Origin of the sequence: Saccharibacillus sp. WB 17 (assembly GCF_008634075.2) — a bacterium.
Lineage (GTDB): Bacteria > Bacillota > Bacilli > Paenibacillales > Paenibacillaceae > Saccharibacillus > Saccharibacillus brassicae.
The window spans coordinates 38549-61155 of record NZ_VPFK02000045.1 but is presented as its reverse complement, the minus strand read 5'-3'; the positions used below and the strand labels follow the sequence as shown (position 1 = coordinate 61155).

Annotated in this window: 27 protein-coding genes and 1 pseudogene; 27 read left to right on the top strand and 1 reads right to left on the bottom strand. The window is 53.0% G+C overall.

From position 1 onward, the window contains the following. Window positions 1-73: 73 nt before the first annotated feature. The 23 genes from hemE to FTE24_RS20580 all read left to right on the top strand — a co-directional run bounded on the left by hemE (window position 74) and on the right by FTE24_RS20580 (window position 19612). The gene (hemE, locus tag FTE24_RS20690; RefSeq protein WP_141449168.1) at window positions 74-1144 is read left to right on the top strand and encodes a uroporphyrinogen decarboxylase; all 1071 of its coding nucleotides are present in this window, start codon (window positions 74-76) and stop codon (window positions 1142-1144) included. A 92-nt stretch (window positions 1145-1236) separates the two neighbouring features. Then, window positions 1237-2190, top strand: coding sequence for a ferrochelatase (gene hemH, locus FTE24_RS20685; RefSeq protein WP_150231231.1), 954 nt, complete (start codon window positions 1237-1239; stop codon window positions 2188-2190). Continuing rightward, on the top strand, window positions 2183-3613 hold the full coding sequence (hemG, locus tag FTE24_RS20680; protein ID WP_150231229.1) for a protoporphyrinogen oxidase: 1431 nt from the start codon (window positions 2183-2185) through the stop codon (window positions 3611-3613). The genes hemH and hemG overlap by 8 nt, the downstream gene beginning before the upstream one ends. Before the next feature lie 350 nt (window positions 3614-3963). Then, window positions 3964-5412 (top strand): CapA family protein, encoded by a 1449-nt coding sequence (locus FTE24_RS20675; RefSeq protein ID WP_237401872.1) that lies wholly within the window; start codon window positions 3964-3966, stop codon window positions 5410-5412. A 177-nt stretch (window positions 5413-5589) separates the two neighbouring features. Beyond that, window positions 5590-6366, top strand: a complete 777-nt coding sequence (locus tag FTE24_RS20670; RefSeq protein WP_150231225.1) for a glycerophosphodiester phosphodiesterase — start codon at window positions 5590-5592, stop codon at window positions 6364-6366. A gap of 59 nt (window positions 6367-6425) precedes the next feature. After that, window positions 6426-7046 carry a fumarylacetoacetate hydrolase family protein gene (locus tag FTE24_RS20665; RefSeq protein ID WP_150231223.1) on the top strand — a complete coding sequence of 207 codons (621 nt, stop codon included), beginning with the start codon at window positions 6426-6428 and terminating at the stop codon, window positions 7044-7046. Window positions 7047-7086: 40 nt separating this feature from the next. Then, a complete protein-coding gene (locus tag FTE24_RS20660; RefSeq protein ID WP_150231221.1) occupies window positions 7087-7908 on the top strand; it encodes a DUF92 domain-containing protein in 822 nt (273 codons plus the stop codon). Next, complete coding sequence (locus FTE24_RS20655; protein WP_150231219.1) at window positions 7905-8480, top strand: TetR/AcrR family transcriptional regulator; 576 nt, start codon at window positions 7905-7907, stop codon at window positions 8478-8480. The genes FTE24_RS20660 and FTE24_RS20655 overlap by 4 nt, the downstream gene beginning before the upstream one ends. Window positions 8481-8566: 86 nt before the next feature. Continuing rightward, entirely contained in the window at window positions 8567-10537 is a 1971-nt protein-coding gene (locus FTE24_RS20650) for an ABC-F family ATP-binding cassette domain-containing protein (protein ID WP_150231217.1), read from the top strand. A gap of 301 nt (window positions 10538-10838) precedes the next feature. Continuing rightward, entirely contained in the window at window positions 10839-11327 is a 489-nt protein-coding gene (locus FTE24_RS20645; RefSeq protein ID WP_150231215.1) for an NUDIX hydrolase, read from the top strand. Window positions 11328-11469: 142 nt separating this feature from the next. Further along, window positions 11470-11910, top strand: coding sequence for a hypothetical protein (locus FTE24_RS20640; RefSeq protein WP_150231213.1), 441 nt, complete (start codon window positions 11470-11472; stop codon window positions 11908-11910). Window positions 11911-12047: 137 nt separating this feature from the next. Then, window positions 12048-12521, top strand: a complete 474-nt coding sequence (locus tag FTE24_RS20635; RefSeq protein ID WP_150231212.1) for a hypothetical protein — start codon at window positions 12048-12050, stop codon at window positions 12519-12521. A 173-nt stretch (window positions 12522-12694) separates the two neighbouring features. Beyond that, window positions 12695-13024, top strand: coding sequence for a hypothetical protein (locus FTE24_RS20630; protein WP_150231210.1), 330 nt, complete (start codon window positions 12695-12697; stop codon window positions 13022-13024). Between the two features lie 314 nt (window positions 13025-13338). Continuing rightward, window positions 13339-13746, top strand: coding sequence for a hypothetical protein (locus FTE24_RS20625; protein ID WP_150231208.1), 408 nt, complete (start codon window positions 13339-13341; stop codon window positions 13744-13746). Between the two features lie 246 nt (window positions 13747-13992). After that, the gene (locus FTE24_RS20620; protein ID WP_150231206.1) at window positions 13993-14238 is read left to right on the top strand and encodes a hypothetical protein; all 246 of its coding nucleotides are present in this window, start codon (window positions 13993-13995) and stop codon (window positions 14236-14238) included. A 186-nt stretch (window positions 14239-14424) separates the two neighbouring features. Continuing rightward, window positions 14425-15048, top strand: a complete 624-nt coding sequence (locus tag FTE24_RS20615) for a DUF3885 domain-containing protein (protein WP_150231204.1) — start codon at window positions 14425-14427, stop codon at window positions 15046-15048. Window positions 15049-15185: 137 nt separating this feature from the next. After that, a complete protein-coding gene (locus FTE24_RS20610; RefSeq protein ID WP_150231202.1) occupies window positions 15186-15644 on the top strand; it encodes a CDI toxin immunity protein in 459 nt (152 codons plus the stop codon). A 184-nt stretch (window positions 15645-15828) separates the two neighbouring features. Continuing rightward, complete coding sequence (locus FTE24_RS20605; protein ID WP_150231201.1) at window positions 15829-16350, top strand: GNAT family N-acetyltransferase; 522 nt, start codon at window positions 15829-15831, stop codon at window positions 16348-16350. A gap of 167 nt (window positions 16351-16517) precedes the next feature. Next, window positions 16518-16970 (top strand): hypothetical protein, encoded by a 453-nt coding sequence (locus FTE24_RS20600; protein WP_150231199.1) that lies wholly within the window; start codon window positions 16518-16520, stop codon window positions 16968-16970. Between the two features lie 29 nt (window positions 16971-16999). Beyond that, window positions 17000-17653 carry a hypothetical protein gene (locus FTE24_RS20595; RefSeq protein WP_150231197.1) on the top strand — a complete coding sequence of 218 codons (654 nt, stop codon included), beginning with the start codon at window positions 17000-17002 and terminating at the stop codon, window positions 17651-17653. A 175-nt stretch (window positions 17654-17828) separates the two neighbouring features. Beyond that, the gene (locus FTE24_RS20590; RefSeq protein WP_150231195.1) at window positions 17829-18578 is read left to right on the top strand and encodes a hypothetical protein; all 750 of its coding nucleotides are present in this window, start codon (window positions 17829-17831) and stop codon (window positions 18576-18578) included. A 24-nt stretch (window positions 18579-18602) separates the two neighbouring features. After that, window positions 18603-19049 carry a hypothetical protein gene (locus tag FTE24_RS20585; RefSeq protein ID WP_202111944.1) on the top strand — a complete coding sequence of 149 codons (447 nt, stop codon included), beginning with the start codon at window positions 18603-18605 and terminating at the stop codon, window positions 19047-19049. Beyond that, on the top strand, window positions 19046-19612 hold the full coding sequence (locus FTE24_RS20580) for a GNAT family N-acetyltransferase (protein ID WP_150231193.1): 567 nt from the start codon (window positions 19046-19048) through the stop codon (window positions 19610-19612). Before FTE24_RS20585 ends, FTE24_RS20580 begins: the two co-directional genes overlap by 4 nt. 345 nt (window positions 19613-19957) lie before the next feature. Here the strand turns inward: FTE24_RS20580 and FTE24_RS20575 are convergent, their stop codons facing one another. Beyond that, a complete protein-coding gene (locus FTE24_RS20575; RefSeq protein ID WP_150231191.1) occupies window positions 19958-20809 on the bottom strand; it encodes an aldo/keto reductase in 852 nt (283 codons plus the stop codon). Between the two features lie 181 nt (window positions 20810-20990). Between FTE24_RS20575 and FTE24_RS20570 the strand changes: the two are divergent. The 4 genes and pseudogenes from FTE24_RS20570 (at window position 20991) to FTE24_RS20555 (ending at window position 22604) form a co-directional block, all read left to right on the top strand. After that, window positions 20991-21451, top strand: a pseudogene (locus FTE24_RS20570) (MerR family transcriptional regulator). Continuing rightward, window positions 21408-21716 carry a hypothetical protein gene (locus FTE24_RS20565; RefSeq protein WP_150231189.1) on the top strand — a complete coding sequence of 103 codons (309 nt, stop codon included), beginning with the start codon at window positions 21408-21410 and terminating at the stop codon, window positions 21714-21716. Before FTE24_RS20570 ends, FTE24_RS20565 begins: the two are co-directional and overlap by 44 nt. Before the next feature lie 40 nt (window positions 21717-21756). Next, entirely contained in the window at window positions 21757-22287 is a 531-nt protein-coding gene (locus tag FTE24_RS20560; RefSeq protein WP_150231186.1) for a hypothetical protein, read from the top strand. 2 nt (window positions 22288-22289) lie between these two features. Continuing rightward, window positions 22290-22604 carry a type II toxin-antitoxin system HicB family antitoxin gene (locus tag FTE24_RS20555; RefSeq protein ID WP_337190074.1) on the top strand — a complete coding sequence of 105 codons (315 nt, stop codon included), beginning with the start codon at window positions 22290-22292 and terminating at the stop codon, window positions 22602-22604. Window positions 22605-22607 lie beyond the last annotated feature (3 nt).

Sequence of the window (22607 nt, the reverse complement as noted above, 5' to 3'; positions counted from 1 at the left end):
GTCTTAAAGGCGCATAATTAAAATTGAGTGTTTTAACAAGAGCGATTATCCGGTATTGGAGGACCCCATCGACATGACTTATAACGATCGCTTTATCCGGGCCTGTTACGGCCTTGAGGTAGACCGCCTGCCTGCCTGGTATATGAGACAGGCGGGCCGGTACGATCCGGAATATCGCAAGATCAAGGAAAACTATTCGCTGCTCGAAATTTGCCGGCAGCCGGAGCTTGCGGCCGAAGTCACGCTGATGCCGGTACGCAAGCTCGGCGTGGACGCCGCGATCCTCTATTCGGACATCATGAACCCGGTCGCTTCGATCGGAATCGACTTCGATATCGTCAAGGACGTCGGGCCGGTGATCGACAATCCGATCCGCAGCGGAGCGGACGTGGAGCGTCTGCGCCCGATCGACGTGGAAGGCGATCTCGGCCACGTGCTGGAGACGATCCGTATTCTCGACCGCGAGCTGGACGTGCCGCTGATTACGTTCGCCGGGGCTCCGTTCACGATCGCCAGCTACCTGATCGAAGGACGCCCGTCCAAAAACTACATCCGTACCAAAACGATGATGTACAGCGAGCCGCAAATCTGGTTCTCGCTGATGGACAAATTGGGCGACATGGTGATCGCTTATCTGCGCGCACACGTATTAAACGGAGGGAAAGCGTTCCAGCTGTTCGACAGTTGGGTCGGCGCTTTATCGCCGCAGGACTTCTCGCATTACGTGCTGCCGACGATCACGCGGATCTTCGACGAATTGTCGGCGATGCCGGAACTTGCGAACGTGCCGAAGATTTATTTCCCGGGCGTCAGCTCCGGCGAACTGCTGCCGACGCTGCGCGGGCTCAAGGCGGACGTGATCGGCCTCGACTGGCGCGTCTCGATCGCCGAAGGCCGCAGACGGCTCGGAGCGGGCTACGCGGTGCAGGGCAACCTCGATCCGTTTATCCTGACCGGACCGCAGGACCTGATCCACGACCGGGCAGCGAAGATTATCGACGAAGGCATTCAGCAGCCCGGCTTTATTTTCAATCTGGGGCACGGGCTGTTCCCGGAAGCTTCGCTCGACAAGCTGCGCGAGCTGACCGGTTACGTGCATGACTATTCCGCGCAGGCTTTGGCCGGCCGGGGCGCCCGGAGCTGACCGCTCCGCGCCCGTTTTTTGGTTGACGCGTTGACAACGCACAAGGATACGGAATTCATCGCGAGATTCAGACCGAGGAGGGAAACACCAACATGAAGAAGAAAATCGGAGTACTCGTCCTGTCTTACGGCACGCCGAAAAGTCTGGACGACGTCGAAGCTTATTATACGCATATCCGCCGGGGCAACCCGCCCGGGGCGGAACAGCTCAAAGAACTCAAAGACCGCTATGAGGCGATCGTGGGCGGCGTATTCCCGCTGCGCGAAAACACGGACCGCCAAGTGGAACGCATGCAGGAACAATTGAACAAGTTCGATCTCCCGGACGCGGAATTCGTCTGCTACCAGGGCTTGAAGCATACCGATCCGTTTATCGAAGACGGCGTGCGCAACATGGCGGCGGACGGCATCACGGAAGCGGTCGGCATCGTGTTGGCGCCGCATTATTCGACCATGAGCGTCGGTACCTATATCAAGCGCGCCAAAGCGACGGCGGAAGAAGTCGGCGTGCAGATGAGCTTTATCGAAAGCTACCATCTGCATCCGAAGCTGATCGAAGCGTTCTCGCAGCGCGTGTCCGCGAAGCTTGACCTGTTCGAAGAGACCGGCGCGAAGCGCGACGAAGTCAAAGTGCTGTTCAGCGCGCACAGCCTGCCGGAACGCATCCTGACGATGGGCGATCCGTACCGCGACCAGCTGCTGGAGACGTCGGAAGCGGTCGCGGCCGCGGCCGGCGTGAAGAACTGGCAGTTCACCTGGCAGAGCGCCGGACGGACGGCGGAGCCGTGGCTTGGCCCGGACGTGCTGGAGACGATGAAAGACTTGTCCGAGCAGGACGTGCGCTATATGCTCGTGTCGCCGCTCGGCTTCGTGTCGGACCACCTGGAAGTGCTGTACGACCTGGACATCGAAGCCCAGGAAGTTGCCGAAGAACTGGACGTGCGCGTGATGCGGATCGATTCGCTCAACACGGACCCGCTGTATATGGAGACTCTGGCCGAATGCGTATTGGCCGAATGCCGCAAAGGGGCGCTGGTTCATGGCTGAACAGCGTAAAGTCGTCATTATCGGCGGAGGCCTGACCGGTCTCAGCGCCGCTTTCTACACCCGGAATCTGCTGCGGGACGCGGGCTTCGAGCCTGTCGTGACCGTGCTTGAAAAAGGGAACGCGTGGGGCGGCAAGATCGAGACGCTGCACAAGGACGGCTTCGTCATCGAAAAAGGCCCGGATTCCTTCCTGGCCCGCAAGACGGCGATGGTCGACCTGGCCAAAGAACTCGAGATCGACCATGATCTGGTGACGACCAACCCGGAAGCCAAAAAGACGTATCTGCTTCACAAAGGCAAGCTGCACGCGATGCCTCCGGGCCTCGTGCTCGGCATCCCGACCCAGATCAGGCCTTTTCTGGCCAGCAAGCTCGTCTCGCCGGCCGGTAAGCTGCGCGCCCTGATGGATTACGTCATGCCGCCGCGCCGGAGCGACGAAGACGAGTCGCTCGGCGACTTCATCGAACGCCGGCTCGGGCACGAAGTGCTGGAGAACGTCACCGAACCGCTGCTCGCGGGCATCTATGCGGGGGATACGCGGCACCTCAGCCTCAAATCGACGTTTCCGCAGTTCGGTACGGTCGAGCGCGAACACGGCAGCCTGATCCGGGGCATGACGACCGGACGCAAGCCGCTCGAGACGCATACCGGCACGAAGAAAAGCATGTTCCTGACGTTCCGTCAAGGGCTGCAAAGTCTCGTGCACGCGCTCGTCAACGAACTGGCCGGCACGGTCGACCTGCGCGCCAACACGGGCGCGGCGTCGATGACCAAGCTGCCGGAAGGCGGCTATACGCTGACGCTCGAAGACGGCAGCACGCTCGCGGCCGATTCGATCATCGTCACGACGCCGACGTTCGCCGCATCCAGGCTGCTCTCGCCGCATGTGGATACGGCCGCTCTCGACGCGATCCATTACGTATCGGTTGCGAACGTCGTCTTGGCTTTTGATAAAAAAGACATCAAAACGACGTTCGACGGTTCGGGCTTCCTCGTGCCGCGCAAAGAAGGACGCAATATTACGGCCTGCACCTGGACGTCGACCAAATGGCTGCATACGAGCGCGGACGACAAAGTGCTTATGCGCTGTTACGTCGGCCGCGCCGGCGAGCAGGAAGCGCTCAAGCAAGACGACGCCGGACTCGTGGAGCTCGTACGCAAAGACATCCTCGATCTGATGGGCGTCGACGCCCAGCCGCTGTTCACGGAAGTGACGCGGCTGAACCAGTCGATGCCGCAGTACCCGGTCGGCCATCTGCGCCAGATCGAAGAACTGCGCCGGCAGTTGGCGGAGCAGCTGCCGGGCGTGTATATCGCCGGCGCCGGTTACGACGGCGTAGGCCTGCCCGACTGTATCCGCCAGGCCAAAGCGATCTCCGCGGAACTTGCGTCCGCCAAAGTGCCGGCGCTGTCCGTCGTCTGACAGAGGCAGCCGCAGGCGGGAACCCGATCATCGGATTCGAAAATCGTATAAGGCACAGCCGTTTTCGGAGTCGGAAGATGACGAAGCGGCTTTTTGCCGTTCGCGGCCATTCGCTATCGTTCGCGGTCATTCGTTGTCGTTCGTTGTCGTTCGTTGTCGTTGACTGCGGCGCAACTTTACGCCGCTTCGCTGCGTAGAGACAATGGGCGTATCGGCGAACAGGCAGGCGCCGGCGATTTTGCGGCCGCGCCTTCTATTTATGCCGGATAACCTGCTATAATGAAAAATAGTTTTCCCAGACCGGACGCTTTTTTTTGGCGAGCCGAATGCAGGCAAGGAGATTTGCGATCTTGAATATTCCTTCCCGTTCGAGAAGCACTCGAACCGAAATCGCCCGCAAGCGCAAGCAGCGGGCACTGCTGCTGCTCAATCTGACGCTGCTGCTGCTGATCCTGTCCGGCGGCGCGCTGCTCTACGCGCGCGAGCACGCTGCGAGCGAAGCCCGCACCGCCGCTGCGCTTGCGGCGGACGCGGCCCGGGCGGAGGCAGCGCTGTTCGCTGCCGCCGGCGAAGACCTGTCCGGCGCGGCAGCGCAGCCGGAACCGGGATCTTCGGCCGACGAACCGGCCGAAGCCGCGCCTGCCGACCGCGAAGCGGCGGACAGCGACGAAGTCCGTCCGCCGCTGACCGCCGGGTCGGCCGTAGGCTCGGCTGCTCCCGCCGCCGGCCTGCTGGCGGCTCCGCGCGCGGCTTCCGAACCCGAAGCCGAAGAGGCCCCGCCTCAAGAGTCCCTCAGTCCGGGCGACACCGGCTTATCGGCTTCCGCCGACCCGCTTCCGGCCGCCGCCAAGGGCAAGACCGTCAACCTGACGTTCGCCGGTGACGTTATTTTTTCCGGCAAAGTCCAATCGCTGCTGGAGCAGGAAGGCTACGATTATCCGTACGCTTACGTGCGGAATCGGTTTAGGAACGACGATTTGACGGTTATTAATCTTGAAACGCCCGTTACTTCCGGCAGCACGACGGGCGCGGACAAGACCTACGTATTCAAGTCTTCGCCGAAGGCGCTCGGACCGCTTCGGAAGGCGGGCGTCGACGTCGTCAATCTGGCGAATAACCATACGCTCGACCAGGGCATACCGGGCCTGCTCGACACGATCAAGCATCTGGACAAGGCCAACATCGCGCATGTCGGCGCCGGAGCGGACGAAGCGGCGGCTTACGCGCCCGTGATCGTCGAACGCCAAGGCGTCAAGATCGCCATCGTCGGCGTCAGCCGCGTGCTGCCGGAAGCGGACTGGGCCGCCGGGAAGAAGCATCCCGGCGCGGCCAGCGCCTACGACCCCGAAGCGGCCGCGCGCGCCGTTCAAGCCGCGAAGCGGCAGGCCGACGTCGTCGTGGTCATCGTCCATTGGGGCAAAGAACGCGTCGATACGCCGGACGCCAACCAGACCGTGCTGGCGCACCGGATGATCGACGCCGGCGCCGATCTGATCATCGGGGGCCATGCGCACGTGCTGCAGGGCTTCGAATCGTACAAAGGCAAATGGATCGCGTATGGCACCGGCAATTTTATTTTCACCCGCTCGGCGACGGCGAAGACGTGGGAGACCAGCGTTTTCCAGGCCGAATGCACGAAGAACGGCGACTGCGACCTGACGCTCGTCCCTTATTGGGCGGAGCTTGGCCGTCCGGTGCCGATGAACAAGAGCGACGGTCAGAAGCTGCTGCGGCGGATCGAAAATCTGTCTCCGGGCGTCGAAATCTCGGCGAACGGCCGGGTGCAGGCGAAGCCGTAAGGCCGTGTTTTTAACGAAATTACGCTTGCGGCTTCGGCCTTTCATTTTCGACTTAGACTTTAGCTTTGCGGCTTCGGCCTTGAGTTTACCGTTTCAAAGGCTTTGCGTTCGCGGCCTGAACCCACCGAACCCACTCCAATCCGCGGCCCGGAGCGGGCCGCATCGGGAGATGAACCCATGTTGAACAATCCCTGCGCGGCCCACCGGGGCTTCTCGGGCGTCGCGCCCGAAAATACGCTGGCCGCGATCCGGCTGGCGATGAATCTGCCCGACGTGGACTGGATCGAGATCGACGTGCAGCTGTCGCGAGACGGCGTGCCGGTGCTGATCCACGATTTTACGCTCGGGCGCACGACCGACGGCCGCGGCGCGGTACGCGAACGCACGCTAGCCGAGCTGAAGCGGCTTGATGCCGGCCGCTGGAAATCGATGCGCTTCGCCGGCGAACGTATTCCGACGCTTGCCGAAGTGCTTGATGAAGTGCGCGGCCGCCTGAAGGTCAATATCGAGTTGAAAACGACGGCGCAGACGTATCACGGACTTGCGGCAGCCGCGGCGGAAGCCGTGCAGGCTCGCGGCATGGAAGACGAAGTCCGCTTCACGTCGTTCGAGCCGGCCGCGCTGCTCGAAGCCCGCGATGCCGCGCCGGGCATCCGGCGCGGGCTGATTATCGATTCCCGTCCGGCCGATCTGGAGCGCCGCTTGGAACTCGGCGGCTGTACGCTGCTGTCGATCGCTCACGGCAAAGTCGACCGGGAATTCGTCCGCCGGCAGATCGAACGCGGCGTCGACGTCATGGTCTGGACGGTCGATCCGATCCGCCGCATGCGCGAGCTTGGTTCGATGCACCCGCAGCTCATGCTGTGCACGAACCGGCCCGACCGCTGGATGCTCGCCAAGCGGCTGCCGGCCGTGCGCGAACGATCGGCATGGCGCCGCTGGATGCGCTTTTGAATCTGCGCCGGGCGCAAACCCCGGCTTCATCCACCACTAGACGAAAGAGGGGATTTTCCATGATAGCCGTAACGAATGTATACTGTGTAGGTCGCAACTACAAGAAACATGCCGAGGAACTGGGCAACGACGTTCCGACGGAGCCGATGATTTTCCTCAAGCCGTCCCATGCCGTCTGCGCGCTGGACGACGGCCTCGTCGAGCTGCCGCAGGATCGCGGCGAGATCCATTACGAGACGGAGCTTGTGCTGCGGATCGGCCGTTCGTACGCGCCGGGCATCAAGGTCGAAGAGATCGCGGCTTCCGTCGCGCTCGGCATCGACTTCACGCTGCGCGACGTGCAATCGAAGATCAAAGCCAAAGGCCATCCGTGGACGGCCGCCAAAGGCTTCCGCAATTCCGCGCCGCTGACCAGCGAGATCCGGTTCCCGGGGCTGGACGCGCTGGAAGCAGCCACGTTCTCGCTGCGCAAGAACGGCGAGACGGTGCAAAGCGGCAATATTCGCAATATGATCTTCGATCTGCAGACGCTCGTCGATTATATCGGGGAACATTACGGTCTCGGCGAAGGAGACCTGATCTATACCGGCACGCCGGAAGGCGTCGGACCGACGACGGCCGGCGACGTGCTGGAACTGTACTGGAACGAAGAGAAATGGGGCGGCTGCACCGTCGGATAACAAGACGGATGCCGTCTGCGTCGGGGAGGCGTATCATCAAGTGGATTGGATCATCGGAGCGGTCGGCGCCTGCCTGGTAGCGGGTGCCGCTTATGCCAAAAGGTCGCTGTCGGCTTCCGGAGCGATCGCGGCCGTCGTGATGGGCACGATTTATTACGGAGCCGGAGACCTGTTCTGGTTCGGGCTGCTGCTCCTCTTCTTCATTACGTCAAGCGTCCTATCCAAAGTGAAGCAGGCGGAGAAGCGTCAGGCGGAGCAAATGTACGAGAAAACGGGCCGGCGCGACGCCGTGCAGGTGCTCGCGAACGGCGGGATCGGCATGCTGCTGTGTCTGGGCAACTATTTCTGGCCTTCGTCTCTCTGGTTCGGCCTGTTCGTCGGCGTGATGGCGACGGTAACGGCCGATACGTGGGCGACGGAATGGGGCAGCCTTAGCCGGAAGCCGCCGCGTTCGATCGTGACCGGCAAAGTGCTCGCAGCCGGCACGTCGGGCGGCGTGTCGCTGCGCGGAAGCCTGGCGGCCGTCGTCGGCGCGGGCATGATCGGCACGGCTGCGGCCGTGCTGCTGCTGTGGATGGATAACGGGCCGGACTGGCCGCTGTGGGCATGGGTGGTCGCGGGCGGACTCGGAGGCACGTTCGGCGCGTTCGTCGATTCGTATCTCGGCGCGACGGTGCAGGTCATGTACCGCTGTCCGTCCTGCGGCAAAAGCGTCGAAAGCCGCGTCCACTGCGGCACGAACACCGTGCGCTACCGCGGATGGACGTTTATGAACAACGACGCGGTCAATCTGCTGTCTTCGGCCGCGGGCGGGGCGCTTGCGCTTGCCGTCATGGTACTGGCAGGGAGGTGGTTCGGATGAGCGAGGCGCAGCGAGAGAAACATGAAGCGATTCTGGATTCGGCGTTCGAGATTTTCGGCAAAAAAGGCTTCTACGAAACGAAAATCTCGGACATTACCGAACACGCCGGAATCGCCAAAGGAACCATGTACCTGTATTTTAAAAGCAAGGAAGAACTGTTTCTCGCGGTCACAAACCGGGATTGGGAAAAGTTTTTGCGCGACCTGAATTTTCGGATCAAGCACGCGGACGGGCTGATGTCCAAGCTGCAGCGCGTCGCCGAACATCATCTGGAGTATTATTACGAACGCAAAGAGCACGGCAAGATTTTTTTCCATGCGCCCAACAACGATTCGGAACTGATGCGGATGATGCACGGATTTTTGACCCGGTACATGGCGGCGGTGAAGGAAGTGCTGGAAGAAGCGGGCATGCCCGATCCGGACTTTTACGCCAAAGCGTTTATCGGCATGCTCGACCGGCTCAAAATGGACATTTTGTTCGAAGGCGAATTTACGCGCGACGAAATGGCACTGCGGGTCGAGCAGACTGTTCGGCTGTTCCTGCGGGGCAGCGAGCGGGAGTTGAATTGAAAGAACGTCCGGACTTCCGCGGGCTGCGGAGGTTCGGTTTTTTTGATAGAGGACAGGGTTGATCGACGAAAGGGGAGTGCACGGCAATGAATATTATGACCGTTGAACAATTATCGAAAAGTTACGGGGAAAAGGTGCTGTTCGACGGCGCCTCCTTCGGCATGGAAGATCAGGACAAAATCGGATTGGTCGGCGTGAACGGCACCGGCAAATCGACGTTTCTCAAAATCATCGCGGGCCTCGAACAGGCCGATTCCGGTCAGGTTGTCAAAAGTGGGGGCGTCCGCGTCCGCTATATGGATCAGAATCCGGACTTCGATCCGGAACTGACCGTCCTCCAGCAGCTGCTGCACGGCGAAGGCGAAGAACTGGCGGCCGCGCGCGCGTACAGCGAAGCGACCCTGCTGTTCGATACCGATCCGAGTTCGGAGAAATTCCAGCAGCTGCTGATGGATACGGGGCAGGAGCTGGACCGCCTGAATGCCTGGAGCCTCGAAAGCGAAGCCAAAAGCGTGCTGTCGAAGCTGGGACTCGATATTTTCGACGCCAAAATGGGTTCGCTCTCCGGCGGTCAGCGTAAGCGCGTAGCGCTTGCGGCCGCACTTGTGCAGCCGTCCGAACTGCTCATTCTGGACGAGCCGACCAACCATATCGACTCCGAATCGGTCGCCTGGCTTGAGACGTATCTCAAGAAACGCCGCGGCGCGCTGCTGATGGTTACCCACGATCGCTACTTCCTGGATCGGGTCGCCGACGTCATGCTGGAACTGGACTACGGGAAAATGCACCGCTATACCGCGAACTATTCCCGGTTCCTCGAACTCAAAGCGGAACGCGAAGAACGCGAATCCGCGACCGAAGACAAACGCCGCAATCTGCTGCGCAAAGAGCTGGCCTGGATTCGGCGCGGCGCCAAAGCCCGCTCGACCAAGCAGAAAGCGCGGATCGACCGCTTCGAACAGCTGCAGGACGACAAGCCGCAGCAGAAAAGCGACAATCTGGAGATGGCGAGCATGTCCACGCGTCTTGGCCGCAAAGTGCTGGAGATCGACCATATCAGCAAATCGCTGGCCGGCCGCCTGCTGATCGACGATCTGCATTACATGACCGTGCCCGGCGACCGGATCGGTATCGTCGGCCCGAACGGACGCGGCAAGTCGACGCTGTTGAACCTGATCGCAGGGGATCTGGAAGCCGACAGCGGCCGGATCGACCAAGGCTCGACCGTACGGATCGGCTACTTCCGTCAGGAACCGGCCGAAATGGACCCAAGCATGCGGGCGATCGATTATATCAAGGAAGCCGCCGAGACCGTCAAGACCGACGAAGGCACCGTAACCGCGTCGCAGATGCTGGAACGCTTCCTGTTCACGCCGACCGCCCAGTGGACGCCGATCGGCAAGCTGTCCGGCGGCGAACGCCGCCGCCTGTACCTGCTGCGCATCCTGATCACCGCGCCGAACGTCCTGCTGCTGGACGAGCCGACCAATGACCTGGACATCCAGACGCTGACTGTGCTCGAAGATTATCTCGACGATTTCCCCGGCGTCATGATTACCGTATCCCACGATCGCTACTTCCTGGATCGGGTGTGCGACAAACTGTTCGCTTTCGAAGGCGGCGGCAAAGTCGCGATCCACGCCGGCAATTACAGCGATTATATGGAACGCACCGGCGGCGACTCGCTGCAGGGCGGCATGTCTTCGAGCGGCAAAGGCGGCCTCGCCACCTCCGCCGACATGAGCGCCGTCAAAGCGCCGGCCCCCGCTGCAGCGGCTCCGGCAGCCCCTGCGGAACCGACTGCCGCTTCCGGTAAGAAGGTCAAGTTCACCTACGGCGAACAGCGCGAATACGACAACATCGACGCTTCGATCGAAGCCGCCGAGCAGAAGATCGCCGATCTGGCGATCCAAATGGACCGCTCCGCCAGCGACTCCGCCAAGCTGCAAGAACTCATCGCCGAGCACGCCGCTGCGGAAACCGAGCTTGAAGGACTGATGGAACGCTGGGCTTATCTGAATGAGCTGGCTGAGCAGATTGCGAAGCAGGGGAAGTAAGGATTTGGTGTGAAGGATAGATAGGTCGTTTGGGCAAGATGGGTAGGAGCGGAAGGAGTAAGGCCTTTAGATGGGTATCCATCTAAAGGCCTTTTTATGATATGGGAATGTGTATCCCTTCTTCCAGATCGATGATAAAATGGGGGAGTGAGCCACTGAGCTTGGGGGAATGGAATGGTTCGGGAATAAGACGTTATCAGAAATCAGCGTTAAGACTAAAATCTACAAGCATTTATCTTCAAGAAACAAAAAGTATAAGTACCATAGAAAATACATTTTACCTAAATAGGAGGTTGTGTAAATGGCATTTCCAACACACATTGTATCGGCTGGAGGAATTGTTGAAGATGAGCATGGAAACATTCTGTTAGTAAAGGCCCATGACGATGGTTGGGTTTATCCGGGTGGTATAACTGAAGTTGGTGAAAACTTGATTGATGGCGTAATTCGAGAGATTAAAGAGGAAAGTGGAATAGATGCTATAGTCAGCCATTTAATCAGTATCGTTTCGAATACAGCGATTCATAAGTGGTATGACGGTGTAACTGATGTTCCAACGAAAGTAATGTTTGATTTCGCATGCAAATCTTTAGGTGGTGAGTTATCTACCTCTGAAGAAACAAGCGATTGCAGGTGGGTTCCAAAAGAAAACGTACTAGATATGATTACTCTGCCTGCCATCCGTATGCGTTATGAAGCCTATTTGAACTTTAACGGATCAGTAAATTATATTGAATACGTTACTGCGACAACGTTAGAATGTAATATCAAACTTGAGAGACCTGTTTAATTGTATAAGACATAAATATGTATGTATCTCGAAGAAGACGCTGACATCTTATAACATAACATTTACGCTGCGGACATTCGTCCTTGGTCCGACATGCGTCGGATACTCGACATTCGTCGAGTCGTGAATACAGGAACGTTAGATGAAATATCAAGAAAGACGAAAGGATAAGACCATGAAAATCAGTATTCTAGCAAACCAAATACTTGAATTGAGAGAAATTAACTATATAGAACTGATTCAAGAACAGCATGATTTAACTGAACACAAATTCAATAATCTGTGCAAAGAGTATTTGGACAATCTAGAATTGAGTAATGAAAATGAAGAAATATTAAAGATCATCACTGAAGATTGGAATAGCTTGTCATTTCCAATATCACTTATGTTCAAGACCTACCAAAGAGCTATAGAAATAAAACCAACTGAAATAGCTTTATATAAAACGTTTGTTGATTATTTATTACTTTATGGCCCTGATTGGGAAGATGAAGCACTAGAAATCACTGAACACCTTAAACAAAAAGACTATATAAAAGCATTGAAAGAAGTAAATAAAGTAGATTATTATAAGATCTTTTAATAGGTTATTCGAAGAGGAGTGGTACTTCATCTAATATAATATTCACGCGGCGGACATTCGTCCTTGGTCCGGCATTCGCCGGGGCGTGAATACGGGAACGTTATCGGAAATTCCCAAAAGATAAGGAGGATTCAACCATGGTAACTTACTTACCCCCTTATTTTTGTGGGGAGAATGCTGAATTGAAATTAAAAACAGATTTGATTTGGCACGACTTAGATATACCTTGTGGAGAAATTTGCCGAGTCGAAGATCTTATCGGATATACCTATGTGATTAGCCCTATATCAAGCCAGGGGAAAATTAAGCATCGAATGAAAAATAGCATTATGGCTAATTATTTTGAAATCATAGATAAGGGGAATGAACCTTGGAATGAAGAGAACAAAGCAGCCATTCAGAAGGGTGCTCCAAAAAGAAAAATGATAAAAGATATTAAGATTTATATAAGTAGAAATGAAGTAATCATGATAGACAAAGGAAAAAATTATTACGGTTTAAAAAAAGAAAATGATAGAGAAATATATTGGGACTTGATTGAAGAAAACACTTTTGAGACTACATTAAGGGTCAAGGATAGAGAATATAAAGAATATTTTATTGAATGTTAGCTTAGCCAAGAAGCTTGGGAACATCCGATAACATAATATTCACGCTGCGGACATTCGTCCTTGGACTGGCATTCGCCAGATACTCGACATACGTCGAGTTGTGAATACAGGAATGTTATCGGAAACCCTAGAAAACCAGATAAATTCATTTGCAAAGCACAAGGGGCAATAAAATGACAATCAGTAAAAGAAATTCAAGAGCTATAAATATTAACGACGAGAATTTCAGATGGACGATCTCTCCAGGAAGTGGCTATTTAGTATTCGTTGCAGAGCATGCAACCGTAAAGGGACAAAAGATAGAGGTTTATATTGAGTCTGAAATCAATAAGTTGTGGATGAATTTTCCGTATGTTGAAGACATGAACCTAAGACTGGTACAACCTAATGGAGTGAGAAAAATAATTATACAAGCCATAACCTTGGGGTGGAACTACAAAGAACCTGGAAAACCAATAGTATTTGACTTGAAGAATGAAAACTTAGTTCAAAGACAGAATTAGATTTATAAATCATATGAAGGTCCTAGGGCATCCGATAACATAATATTCACGCTGCGGACATTCGTCCTTGGCCCGGTCGGCGTTCGCCGAAGCCCCAGTATACGCTTGGTCGTGAGTACAGGAACGTCATAAGAACGTGGAATTCGACGGAAGAACAAGAACAGGTAAAAATCGAAGAGAATAGGAAGTCGATCCTATGTAAATCATGCATAGGAACTGCTAGTACTTTGTTAATGCTAAAAGAGTTTTCGCCTAAAACTCTGACTAAGAGTTGACAAGGAATTAGAGGATTACAAAATGAGGAAGTGATGATTATGAAAAAATTCAAATTATTGTTGGCTTCAATGTTAGTCATAAGCGGCTTAGGAATCAGTGTACAGGATCGTGTTGAAGCCAAAAGTACACAAACAGTTTTTGCAGATTGGAAAGGAACGTGGGAACAATTAACTGCGTATTCAAGTTCAAGCCTGACCGTCGGTAAGGTGGTGAATAAAAAATTTGATTTTAGTAACGACACCTTGTACAGAGACCGTTATACGGGCGAAATATCAGGAACAGCTACGATCAAAGGAAATAAAGCCTATTCTTATTTGAATTATGAAGGAACCACTTGTGTAGTGGTTTTTGAAGTTAAAAATAAGAAGACGTTAGAAATGAGATCTAAAGGGTGTGGATTTTATCATGGCCTCAATGGTTTTATCGGAGGGATTTTCAAAAAGTAGAACATAATTAAACATTAAGTTTCTGATGAAGATATTAGCCAGTGCCTTGCCAACGCTAAAGTTTGGCCCATTTGAAACGCATCTAAATCATGCGCGTTTCAGGCGAACGTAGAAGTCTGGTTAAGAGTTGACAAGATACTAGCATAGAGCGGCAGAGGTAGATCCTTTACGGATCATGGATTAGAAGGTTAGAAGCATCAAAGGAACATTTCTATCCAAAAACTGACCGATCAAGAAGGGAAAAGAATGAATACATATTGGAATTACCGAATCATAAAAAAAGATTGGGGAAATGGTTTGATCTCATATGAGGTCTGTGAAGTTTTCTATGAGAATGATAAGCCAACCTCATGGATATGGGGGAAAAATGTACTCAATGGTGATAGCAAAGAACATTTAGAAGAACAATTGAGGTTTATCAAATACGCTTTTGAAAAACCGGTTCTAGAAATAGTAGGCAATGACGAGAAACTGATTGAAGCAAAGGAATAAAAAACACATTAAATCGTGTAGGTAAATCGAAGGTGCTGTAAGCGTTGGATGACCTAATATTCACGCTGCGGACATCTATCCTTGGCCCGGCATTAACCGGTCACCCGACATACGTCAAGTCGTGCATACAGGAACATTAAACGAAAGATCACCAAAAGAGTAAAAATAAAAATTATAGGAGATCGAATGAAAAAAGAAATCATAGAATATCTGAACAATAATTTTCCGAACTTGAGGGGTGAAGTACATCTTAGATTTGAACTTGGAGAACCTTTTCCAAACGGATCAAACCGAAGAATCAAACAAGTGAATAAAAGAGTGGTCACGATATTCGAAGAGATTTTTGACCAAGATGATTTTATTTTTTTATACATTAAAGACTGGGAAGATCGAGAAGATCCTATGTTTGGAAATACCACACCCGAATATCTCTACGATTTGCTTGATGGAAAAGTCATCGAAGAGGAGGTCGGCTTTGAACTAGATGAAGATGAGGACGAACAAGGAAACACGATTGAAATAAAAAATGAATGTCAAATTAAAATCTTAAATGGAGTGGTCTCTTCATTTCCTTATCGCAAAATCCTTGAAGGGATTAGTCATTACGAGCAGGGAAGAGAGCCATCACTAGGTCAAAGTGTATTTTTCATCAGCAAGAATAAGGGCATTCTATTTCACATGTATGATGATAGAGGTTGTATCATTCATTCAAACTCGAAGAAACATTTAAGACCGCTGTATATGAAATATAATGATTGGATTGTGGACTATTGGAGAGGTTACTTTGACGGAGTGTTCAAGGAAGAGTGATACAGCGTCTAACATAATATTCACGCTGCGGACATCTATCCTTGGCCCGGCATTCGCCGGACACCCAGCATACGCTGGGTCGTGAATACAGGAACGTTATGGGGAATTGACCAAAGAACTATTGTGAGGGATAAATCGTGAAGGATCTAAAAAGAAAGCGAAGACTTGAGGTATTACTTGAAAGAAACAAATCAAGAAATAAAGAGAAAGATACAAGTGTAGCACTTGAAGAGTGTCTGATCGCGCTAGGCAGCGACGTGATTGTTTGGAGTGATAAGAAAACAAAAGAAATCTATCAATCATTTGAAGATGAATTGAAAATCACTTCGTATGGACGCATAGAATGGGATCTCTATGCAGAGTTTGAAGAGATCGATAAAAACACGTTTGAAAATCGATATGCGAATGAAGAAGACAGTCAGTATTTATTATGGAACTATGGATCCGATCCTGTAATCGAAGCAAAGATGAGTCAGATTGTTAAAAGCTTGGATGAGGTAACTGCCGTGTGGCCAGATGTATGGATCTATCAAAAAAATAAACGGATTATTGAAATCTTTCATGATGGAATAATAAGAGTTCTAAATAAGATTTAAGGACAAAAAAGGATTCGAAGGTAACTCAAAGAAGAGGTCAACATCCCCTAACATCATATTCACGCTGCGGGCATACGCCCTTGGCCCGGCATTCGCCTGCCACTCGACATGCGTCGAGTCGTGAATACAGAAACATTGTGCGCAATACCCTGAATTCAAAAAAACATTAAAGGGGAAATTTATTATGAACGATCTTAGATTAACAAAACCTCAAATAGAATTAAAAAAGGAATATTTATCTTTTTATTTGGAATGGAAAGAATCCGGTGAGGATATGGTTCCTTGGGTTATTAATAAAGATCCAAGTGATTTCCAAGCTATGTTGAAATCGTTATGGGATAGTGAGAATGGGATTGATTTGCCGGATGGATGGGTCTCAGATTCAACATTTTGGCTTGTGAATAGCGTAGATAAAGTGTTAGGTGCAGTTAATATAAGGCATAGACTTACCGAAGATTTAATGAATGCCGGTGGTCATATTGGTTATGGGATTCGTCCATCTGAACGTCGTAAGGGTCTCGCAACAAAGTTATTAGAACTATCTCTTACTGAAGCAAAAAAACTAGGTATAGAAAATGTCTTGGTTGTCTGTGATGCAGGAAATATAGGGTCTGCCAAAACCATTATTAAAAACGGTGGAGAACCGGATTTAGATTTTATTGAAGAGGATGGAAACGTAATAAAAAGATATTGGATAAAAAACTAGTGTATGAAAGATAATTCGGGGAAGAGGGTACTGCACATAACAGAATATGCACGCTGCGTACACTCCTATTCGAACCCAAACCAGCCGCAGACCTCCACACGCCTAACCTTAAATCGAATAAAGTAATACCACTTAAAAAACCACCCCTACAACAGGAGAACTCCCTATTGAACCTAAACCACCAGCAGCTGCTATTCAGCCTATTCCACGACGGGACTCTATTCAATATCAGCAAAAGCGGCAGTGACTACTTGTTCTCCATAGACATTCCATACCTGGCAGAACGCCTGAATCCTGATTACAGTTTCTTCACCCTCAAGCTTTCCCAGACTCGGGAGTTCTTTTTCCAGCAGGATACGTCGAATCAAGTCGTAGAAGATCCCGATGAACTCAACCGAATGCAATTGGAAATTTTAAAAACAGACTCGACAGACAGCAAGATTAAAGTATTCTGTACAGATGTTCCAAATGAGCATTTTGGTTTTTTACATATTAAGACGGAAGACATTCAAATCTATGATCCGAAAAACCGGCGTTTGGAACTTGCCGAAGTCGAACAGGAAGCACGAAATTACTGGCAGGAGTTTGGCGAACGAAGCAGAAACGGAGGTACAAAGTGAACCTATTTCACAGAGCCAGACGGGTAATCTTGCAACCGAATCAGAGGCAGCCTGCCCTGCATACGCCTCTAGGGAGTCTCGCGTTCTCGCTGACGGTCTCCGGTCAAACGTATCTACCGAGTCACTATGGGGCGCTTCAACAGGGGGGTTCTTTTTACCACTATGAGTCCGATACTTTTGATTGCGAACTGGTTCTTTGCAGGCCTGCGCTTGATGCTCGTCTGTCGCTTGCCCTGCAGGAGTGTTGGGGAGCGGTGTTCCGAATCAAGCCGCATGCTCCTACGACAATCCGCGGATGCAGTTTTTCGGCGTTCTGGCAGGAAGGCTTCAGTTGGAGCGAATCTGGATCGGACACCGGGGAACATCTCGAAGCGGTCGTGTACGAGAACCCGGAATATCGGCTGCATTTGGGCACCCAAGACGGCCACATGTTGATGATAAGAAAACACCGGGGAGACCGGATTCCGCAATCGCTGAATTTGGAATCCGATTTCGAACAACATGGGTTGATTACAAGTTCCGAGCAGGGGATTGAAGTGCCGATGACAGAGATCGAGCCGCATGAGACGTGTCAGATCCATTTCGTTGCGGCCTGGACCCGGAATATGGAAGAGGACAATTCGACGTGGCTTGCCGTAGATCAGCCTGCGGCGAACATTTTGCACACAGAAGGACTTTTGTAGTTCTTTTCCAAGCCTGCATCAAAGAGCTGGTTCTCGTCTCCATCGCGGAAAATTGCATCGGTCAGAAGAAATTGAGCGTAACGAACAGAAGCGAGGCTGCGTCTACCTTTTAAGCAAAAAAGCCTTTCATGAAGCTTACCTATGCACTACCGAACGTAAAAAGGAGGTTCCATCCATGTCCAACCATATGACGGCAATCGGCTTCGACGTACACTCGGAGGAAGATTTTGAAGAGGTGGCCGAGTATGCTTACGAGACAGGCGAGAGTATCGAGACGGCGCGGGGGACTTACTTGCGGGCGCGGGCAGGTTCGGGGATCGAGATCTGGCTGCAAATGAATACGGAGCAGCAGGTGATCGGGCTTAATCCGCATTACGAAGGTTCTTCCCGCTTCAAGGTCAGGCTGACCGACGAGATTATCCGCAGCGAAGGCAGCGAGCTGGATGGGACTTTTCATGTGTGGGCGGAATTCGACGGGGAAACGGAGGAGTCGGGCTCGTATCCGTTTGTATTCGAGATGCCAAACCGGGCCGTGTACGGAGACGTACAGCTGCCTCGGAGCGTGAGCATTCAACTGACCGCTTTTGCGCATGAACTTAGCGTATTTGACAACGAGGAGCATTTTCACGCTTCCCAGCAGCAGGCAGAAGTGAAGTTTGCGGCGGAATCGTTTATTCCTACCGGGTTGTTCGGCGAAGCAGATGAACCGGGCTCGATGGCGATGTTCACGGGTCAAGTGGTGGAGAGCGCCTGGATCACGAACGAACAGACGGGCAAAGACTTCCATTGGGCGTTGGTGCGAACGTTGGGCGGCGAGATCGACGTGGTGGCGGATCGGGAGACGTTGGAGGCTGACATCCCGGTCGGCGGTATTGTCTCCGGTACGTTCTGGTTAAGTGCCAAAATCATGGAAGAGTCAGCCTAATCCGAAAAGGAGTGGGGATGCAAGATGAAAACATTATACAGGCCGGTCGGGCTTACCGAAATGCAGTTGATTCTGGATAAGGGTCTCCAGGGCTTTCCGCCGCGTCTGCCGGATCAACCGATCTTCTATCCGGTGTTGAACAAGCCGTATGCGGACCGGATCGCCGGGGAGTGGAACACGCAGGACCGCTTTTCGGGATTTGTCGGGTTCGTGACGGAATTCGAGGTGAAGAGTCCGTTTATCGATCGGTACGAAGAGCAGATCGTAGGCGCTAGGCAGCACGCGGAGCTGTGGATTCCGTCAGACGAATTGGAAGAGATGAACGCCAATATCGAAGGCGGAATCCGGGTCGTTGACGTTTTCTGCGGACCGCCTCATACAGAACTGACGCCATCAGCGCTGCCTCTGGACGCTCAAGCGCTCGCCGAACTCCTTGCCCGATTACACACGAACTTGGAGGGAAATCCATGAAGCGGATTGAAGCAGCTTTCCATCCTTTTCCTATCCTGGAGACTGATCGCACCCGGCTCCGGCCGATCTCCCACGACGATGTCGAAGACATGTATGTCTACTGCTCCAACCCGGACGTCGCGAGACATACGACCTGGGAAGCGCATCGGAGTCCGGAAGATACGCGGCAGTTTATCGATTTTATCGTCAGTCGCTACGAACCGGGGCAGGTCGGCGTGTGGGGCATCGAAGACCGGGCTTCCGGGCGGCTGATCGGCACCTGCGATTTCGTGTCGTGGAGCAGCGCGCATGCCCGGGCGGAAGTCGGCTACGCGCTGTCGGCGGAGTTCTGGAACCGGGGCATCATGACGGAAGTCGTGGGCCGGGTGCTGGAGTTCGGTTTCCACGAGCTGGACTTGGAGCGGATCGAAGCCAAATGCCTGATGGAGAACCCGGGTTCGGCCAAAGTAATGGAAAAAGCGGGCATGCGGTTTGAAGGGATTTTGAGGAAATACGCGAATATCAAGGGCGAGTTCAAGGATTTGAAGTTGTATTCGATTCTGAGGGAAGAGTTCGAGGCGTGAGCGCAGTCCAAGTCCATTTCGGGAAAAGAGGGCGGACATGAAAAAGAATAAAATGATCCTTAATTTGATTTTATCTTTTCTGACGGGACTGCTCGCTTTTTACTTGATCACGCGCACGATCACTCCCGTCGCCGTGTTCGCTTGTTTGGCTGCGGTAGGTGTGCTGGCTTTGGGTTACTGGCTGGCGCATGCTTTGAAAAACATGCGAAACGCAAAACGGAGTAAATCGAAAGCGTATCCGCCAAATAGATCAAAGGCTCCGGGCGTGGAACTGTCCCGGAGCCTTTTTTCCAAACCGATCTCAAAGCGTCTTCCTATGCTGAACCGGCCGTGTCGCCGCTTCCCTTACAGCTCGACCCGCAGCGTCCCCAGCATCTTGGCGGCTTCCGGATCGCGATGGGACAGGAACAGGCTTGCGTTCGTATCCAGCGCCGCAATCTGTTCCAGATCTTTCGCGCTGAGTTCGAAATCGAAAATGTCGAAATTCTCGACGATCCGCTCTCTGCGTACCGACTTCGGGATGACGACGATATTTTGCTGAATCAGCGAACGCAGTACGACTTGGGCGACGGACTTACCGTATTTATGCCCGATCGCGGTCAGCGTCTCGTTGGCGAACAGATTGTTACGTCCTTCGGCGAGCGGACCCCACGATTGATGCTGGACGCCTACGCTTTGCATGAACGCCGCATTTTCTGCCTGTCGATGGAACGGATGCGTTTCGATCTGGTTGACGGCCGGGATGACCTCGTTATGCACGATAAGGTCCATCAGGCGGTCGGGATGGAAGTTGCTGACGCCGATCGCTTTGATGCGGCCTGCGCGGTACAGCTCTTCCATCGCGCGCCAGGCCCCGTAGTAATCGCCGAACGGCTGGTGAATGAGGTACAGATCCAGATATTCGAGCTGAAGCTTGTCCAAAGACTTGGCAAACGCTTCTTTGGCGCTCTCATAGCCGGCATCCTGAATCCAGAGCTTGGTCGTGATAAAAAGTTGTTCACGCGGGATGCCGCTGCGTTTGATCGCGCGTCCGACGGCCTGCTCGTTCAGGTAACCGGCAGCGGTGTCGATCAGGCGATAGCCGGCCATCAGCGCTTCGTATACGGCGTTCTCGCACTCTTCGGCATCCGGAATCTGGTATACGCCGAAGCCGAGAATCGGCATCCGGACGCCGTTGTTTAACGTGACGGTTTGCATAATGAACTCCTCCATAAATCGGGATATTAAAGGTTCAACGGCCGCGGCCGGTACAGGGGTGGGAGTAGGGACGAAAGCATTTCTTCCGCGGCCGTTTTGCTTTACAATAAGCCTAGACCCTTCGTGTAACACGAAGGCAAGCGTTTTTTTTGGATTTTTTTAGGCCGGGGAGGAACTTCATATGTACACAGTCAAAGAAGCGGCCATGCTGACGGGACTGACCGAGCACGCCGTACGCTTTTATACGGATAAAGGCCTGGTCCCGAGCGTGCGTCGCAATGAACATAACGCGCGGCTGCGCGGCTGTTCGACGAAGAATCGGTCAACTGGCTGTATGGCGCAAGATGCCTCAAGCGTTCGGGGCTGCCGATCGAGACGATCAAACATTACGTCGAACTGTGCCAGGAAGGCGATTCGACGGTCCCCGAGCGATACATCATGATGCAGCAGTACCGGGAAGAAGCGCTCGTGCAGGTAGAAGAAGCCAAGCTGCGCCTTATGCATATGGAACAGAAGATTGCCCATTACGAGGAAATTATGGAGAATCAGGTTGCGGATATCACCAATCCGTCCACCTGGGAGAAAGGGAGGAATTTCAATGAACCAGCGTCTTCGGATCACAAGATCCATGCAGGAAAATAACGCAGAACCGGCGATCTCGTTGGAGGAGTGCCAAAAGTACTTCGCGGCGAAGCCCGAGTTTGTCTATTCCCATACACTGACGGTCCAGGGAGCGGACAGCACCATGTCGATCGAAGGAGATTTTTTCATGTGGAAGCGTGGAGAGACGGACACTCCTTTTCGGCTGTATCAGGGCGATTTGTACGCAGCCGTGTCGGACGAAGCGGTTGTGCCCAAGATGATCGAGATTGCGACGGACCTGCGGGCGGACATCGTGGAAGGGTGACCGGCGTAACCACGATCGGGCATAAGAAGGAGGAAGGACCATGACTCGTAACCGCCTGATCCGGGCGCTGGCCGTCGTGACGGCAATCTTGCGGAAAATCGTGAAGTTCGCGATTTTTGCCGTGGTGTTTCTTTTTCTTGCTTTTTGCTCGCTGTATATTATTTTTCCGGTGTGGAACGAGGCTCATATGTACACATTCGGCCAACAGTTGAGAAAAGCGCCGCTGCCGGAAGACACCGTCTTTGTCGAGATGCAGTCCGCGGTCGGCAAACTGAACGGTAACGGCAACGGCATCGATTTTTTCGCGGGGATGCTCGTTCGAAGCGATCTCAGCCTCAGCGAATTGATCGATTATTATGATTCGGTTTCTTTTGCGGGCGCCAAAGACGACGAACATACGGCCGAGATCCAGGTGATCAAAGCGAACAGCGACGAGCTGCACTCGAAGTACCTGGAACGCCGCGACCTCAAGTTCCGCAAACTGCGCTCGACCGAAGATTTCTCCGGGTATTACTTCGTGAACCTGTACGACGGCGGGTATGAAGCGGTGTTCGATTTGAGGGGGAATTGAGTGTGCCAGATTTTTTGGAAAAGGGAAATAAAAAAGACGTATACCGCTACTGGGCACTACTGGACAGCACTGAAGAAGGAGTTTCGGTAAGTTTTCCGGATCTGCCCGGATGCGTGACGTTCGGAGAGACCGCCGAGGAAGCTCATGCCGAAGCTCGCGAAGCGCTCGAAGGTTTTATGTACGAACTGGAAACGGATGGAGATCCTATTCCGAATCCTTCACTCCTTGAGACCATTCTCAAGCAGGCCGATCCGGGAGAGGCTGCCATCGAAGTTCAAGTCGATATGCCGGTTGTACGCGAAGCTATGGGATCTTAATTC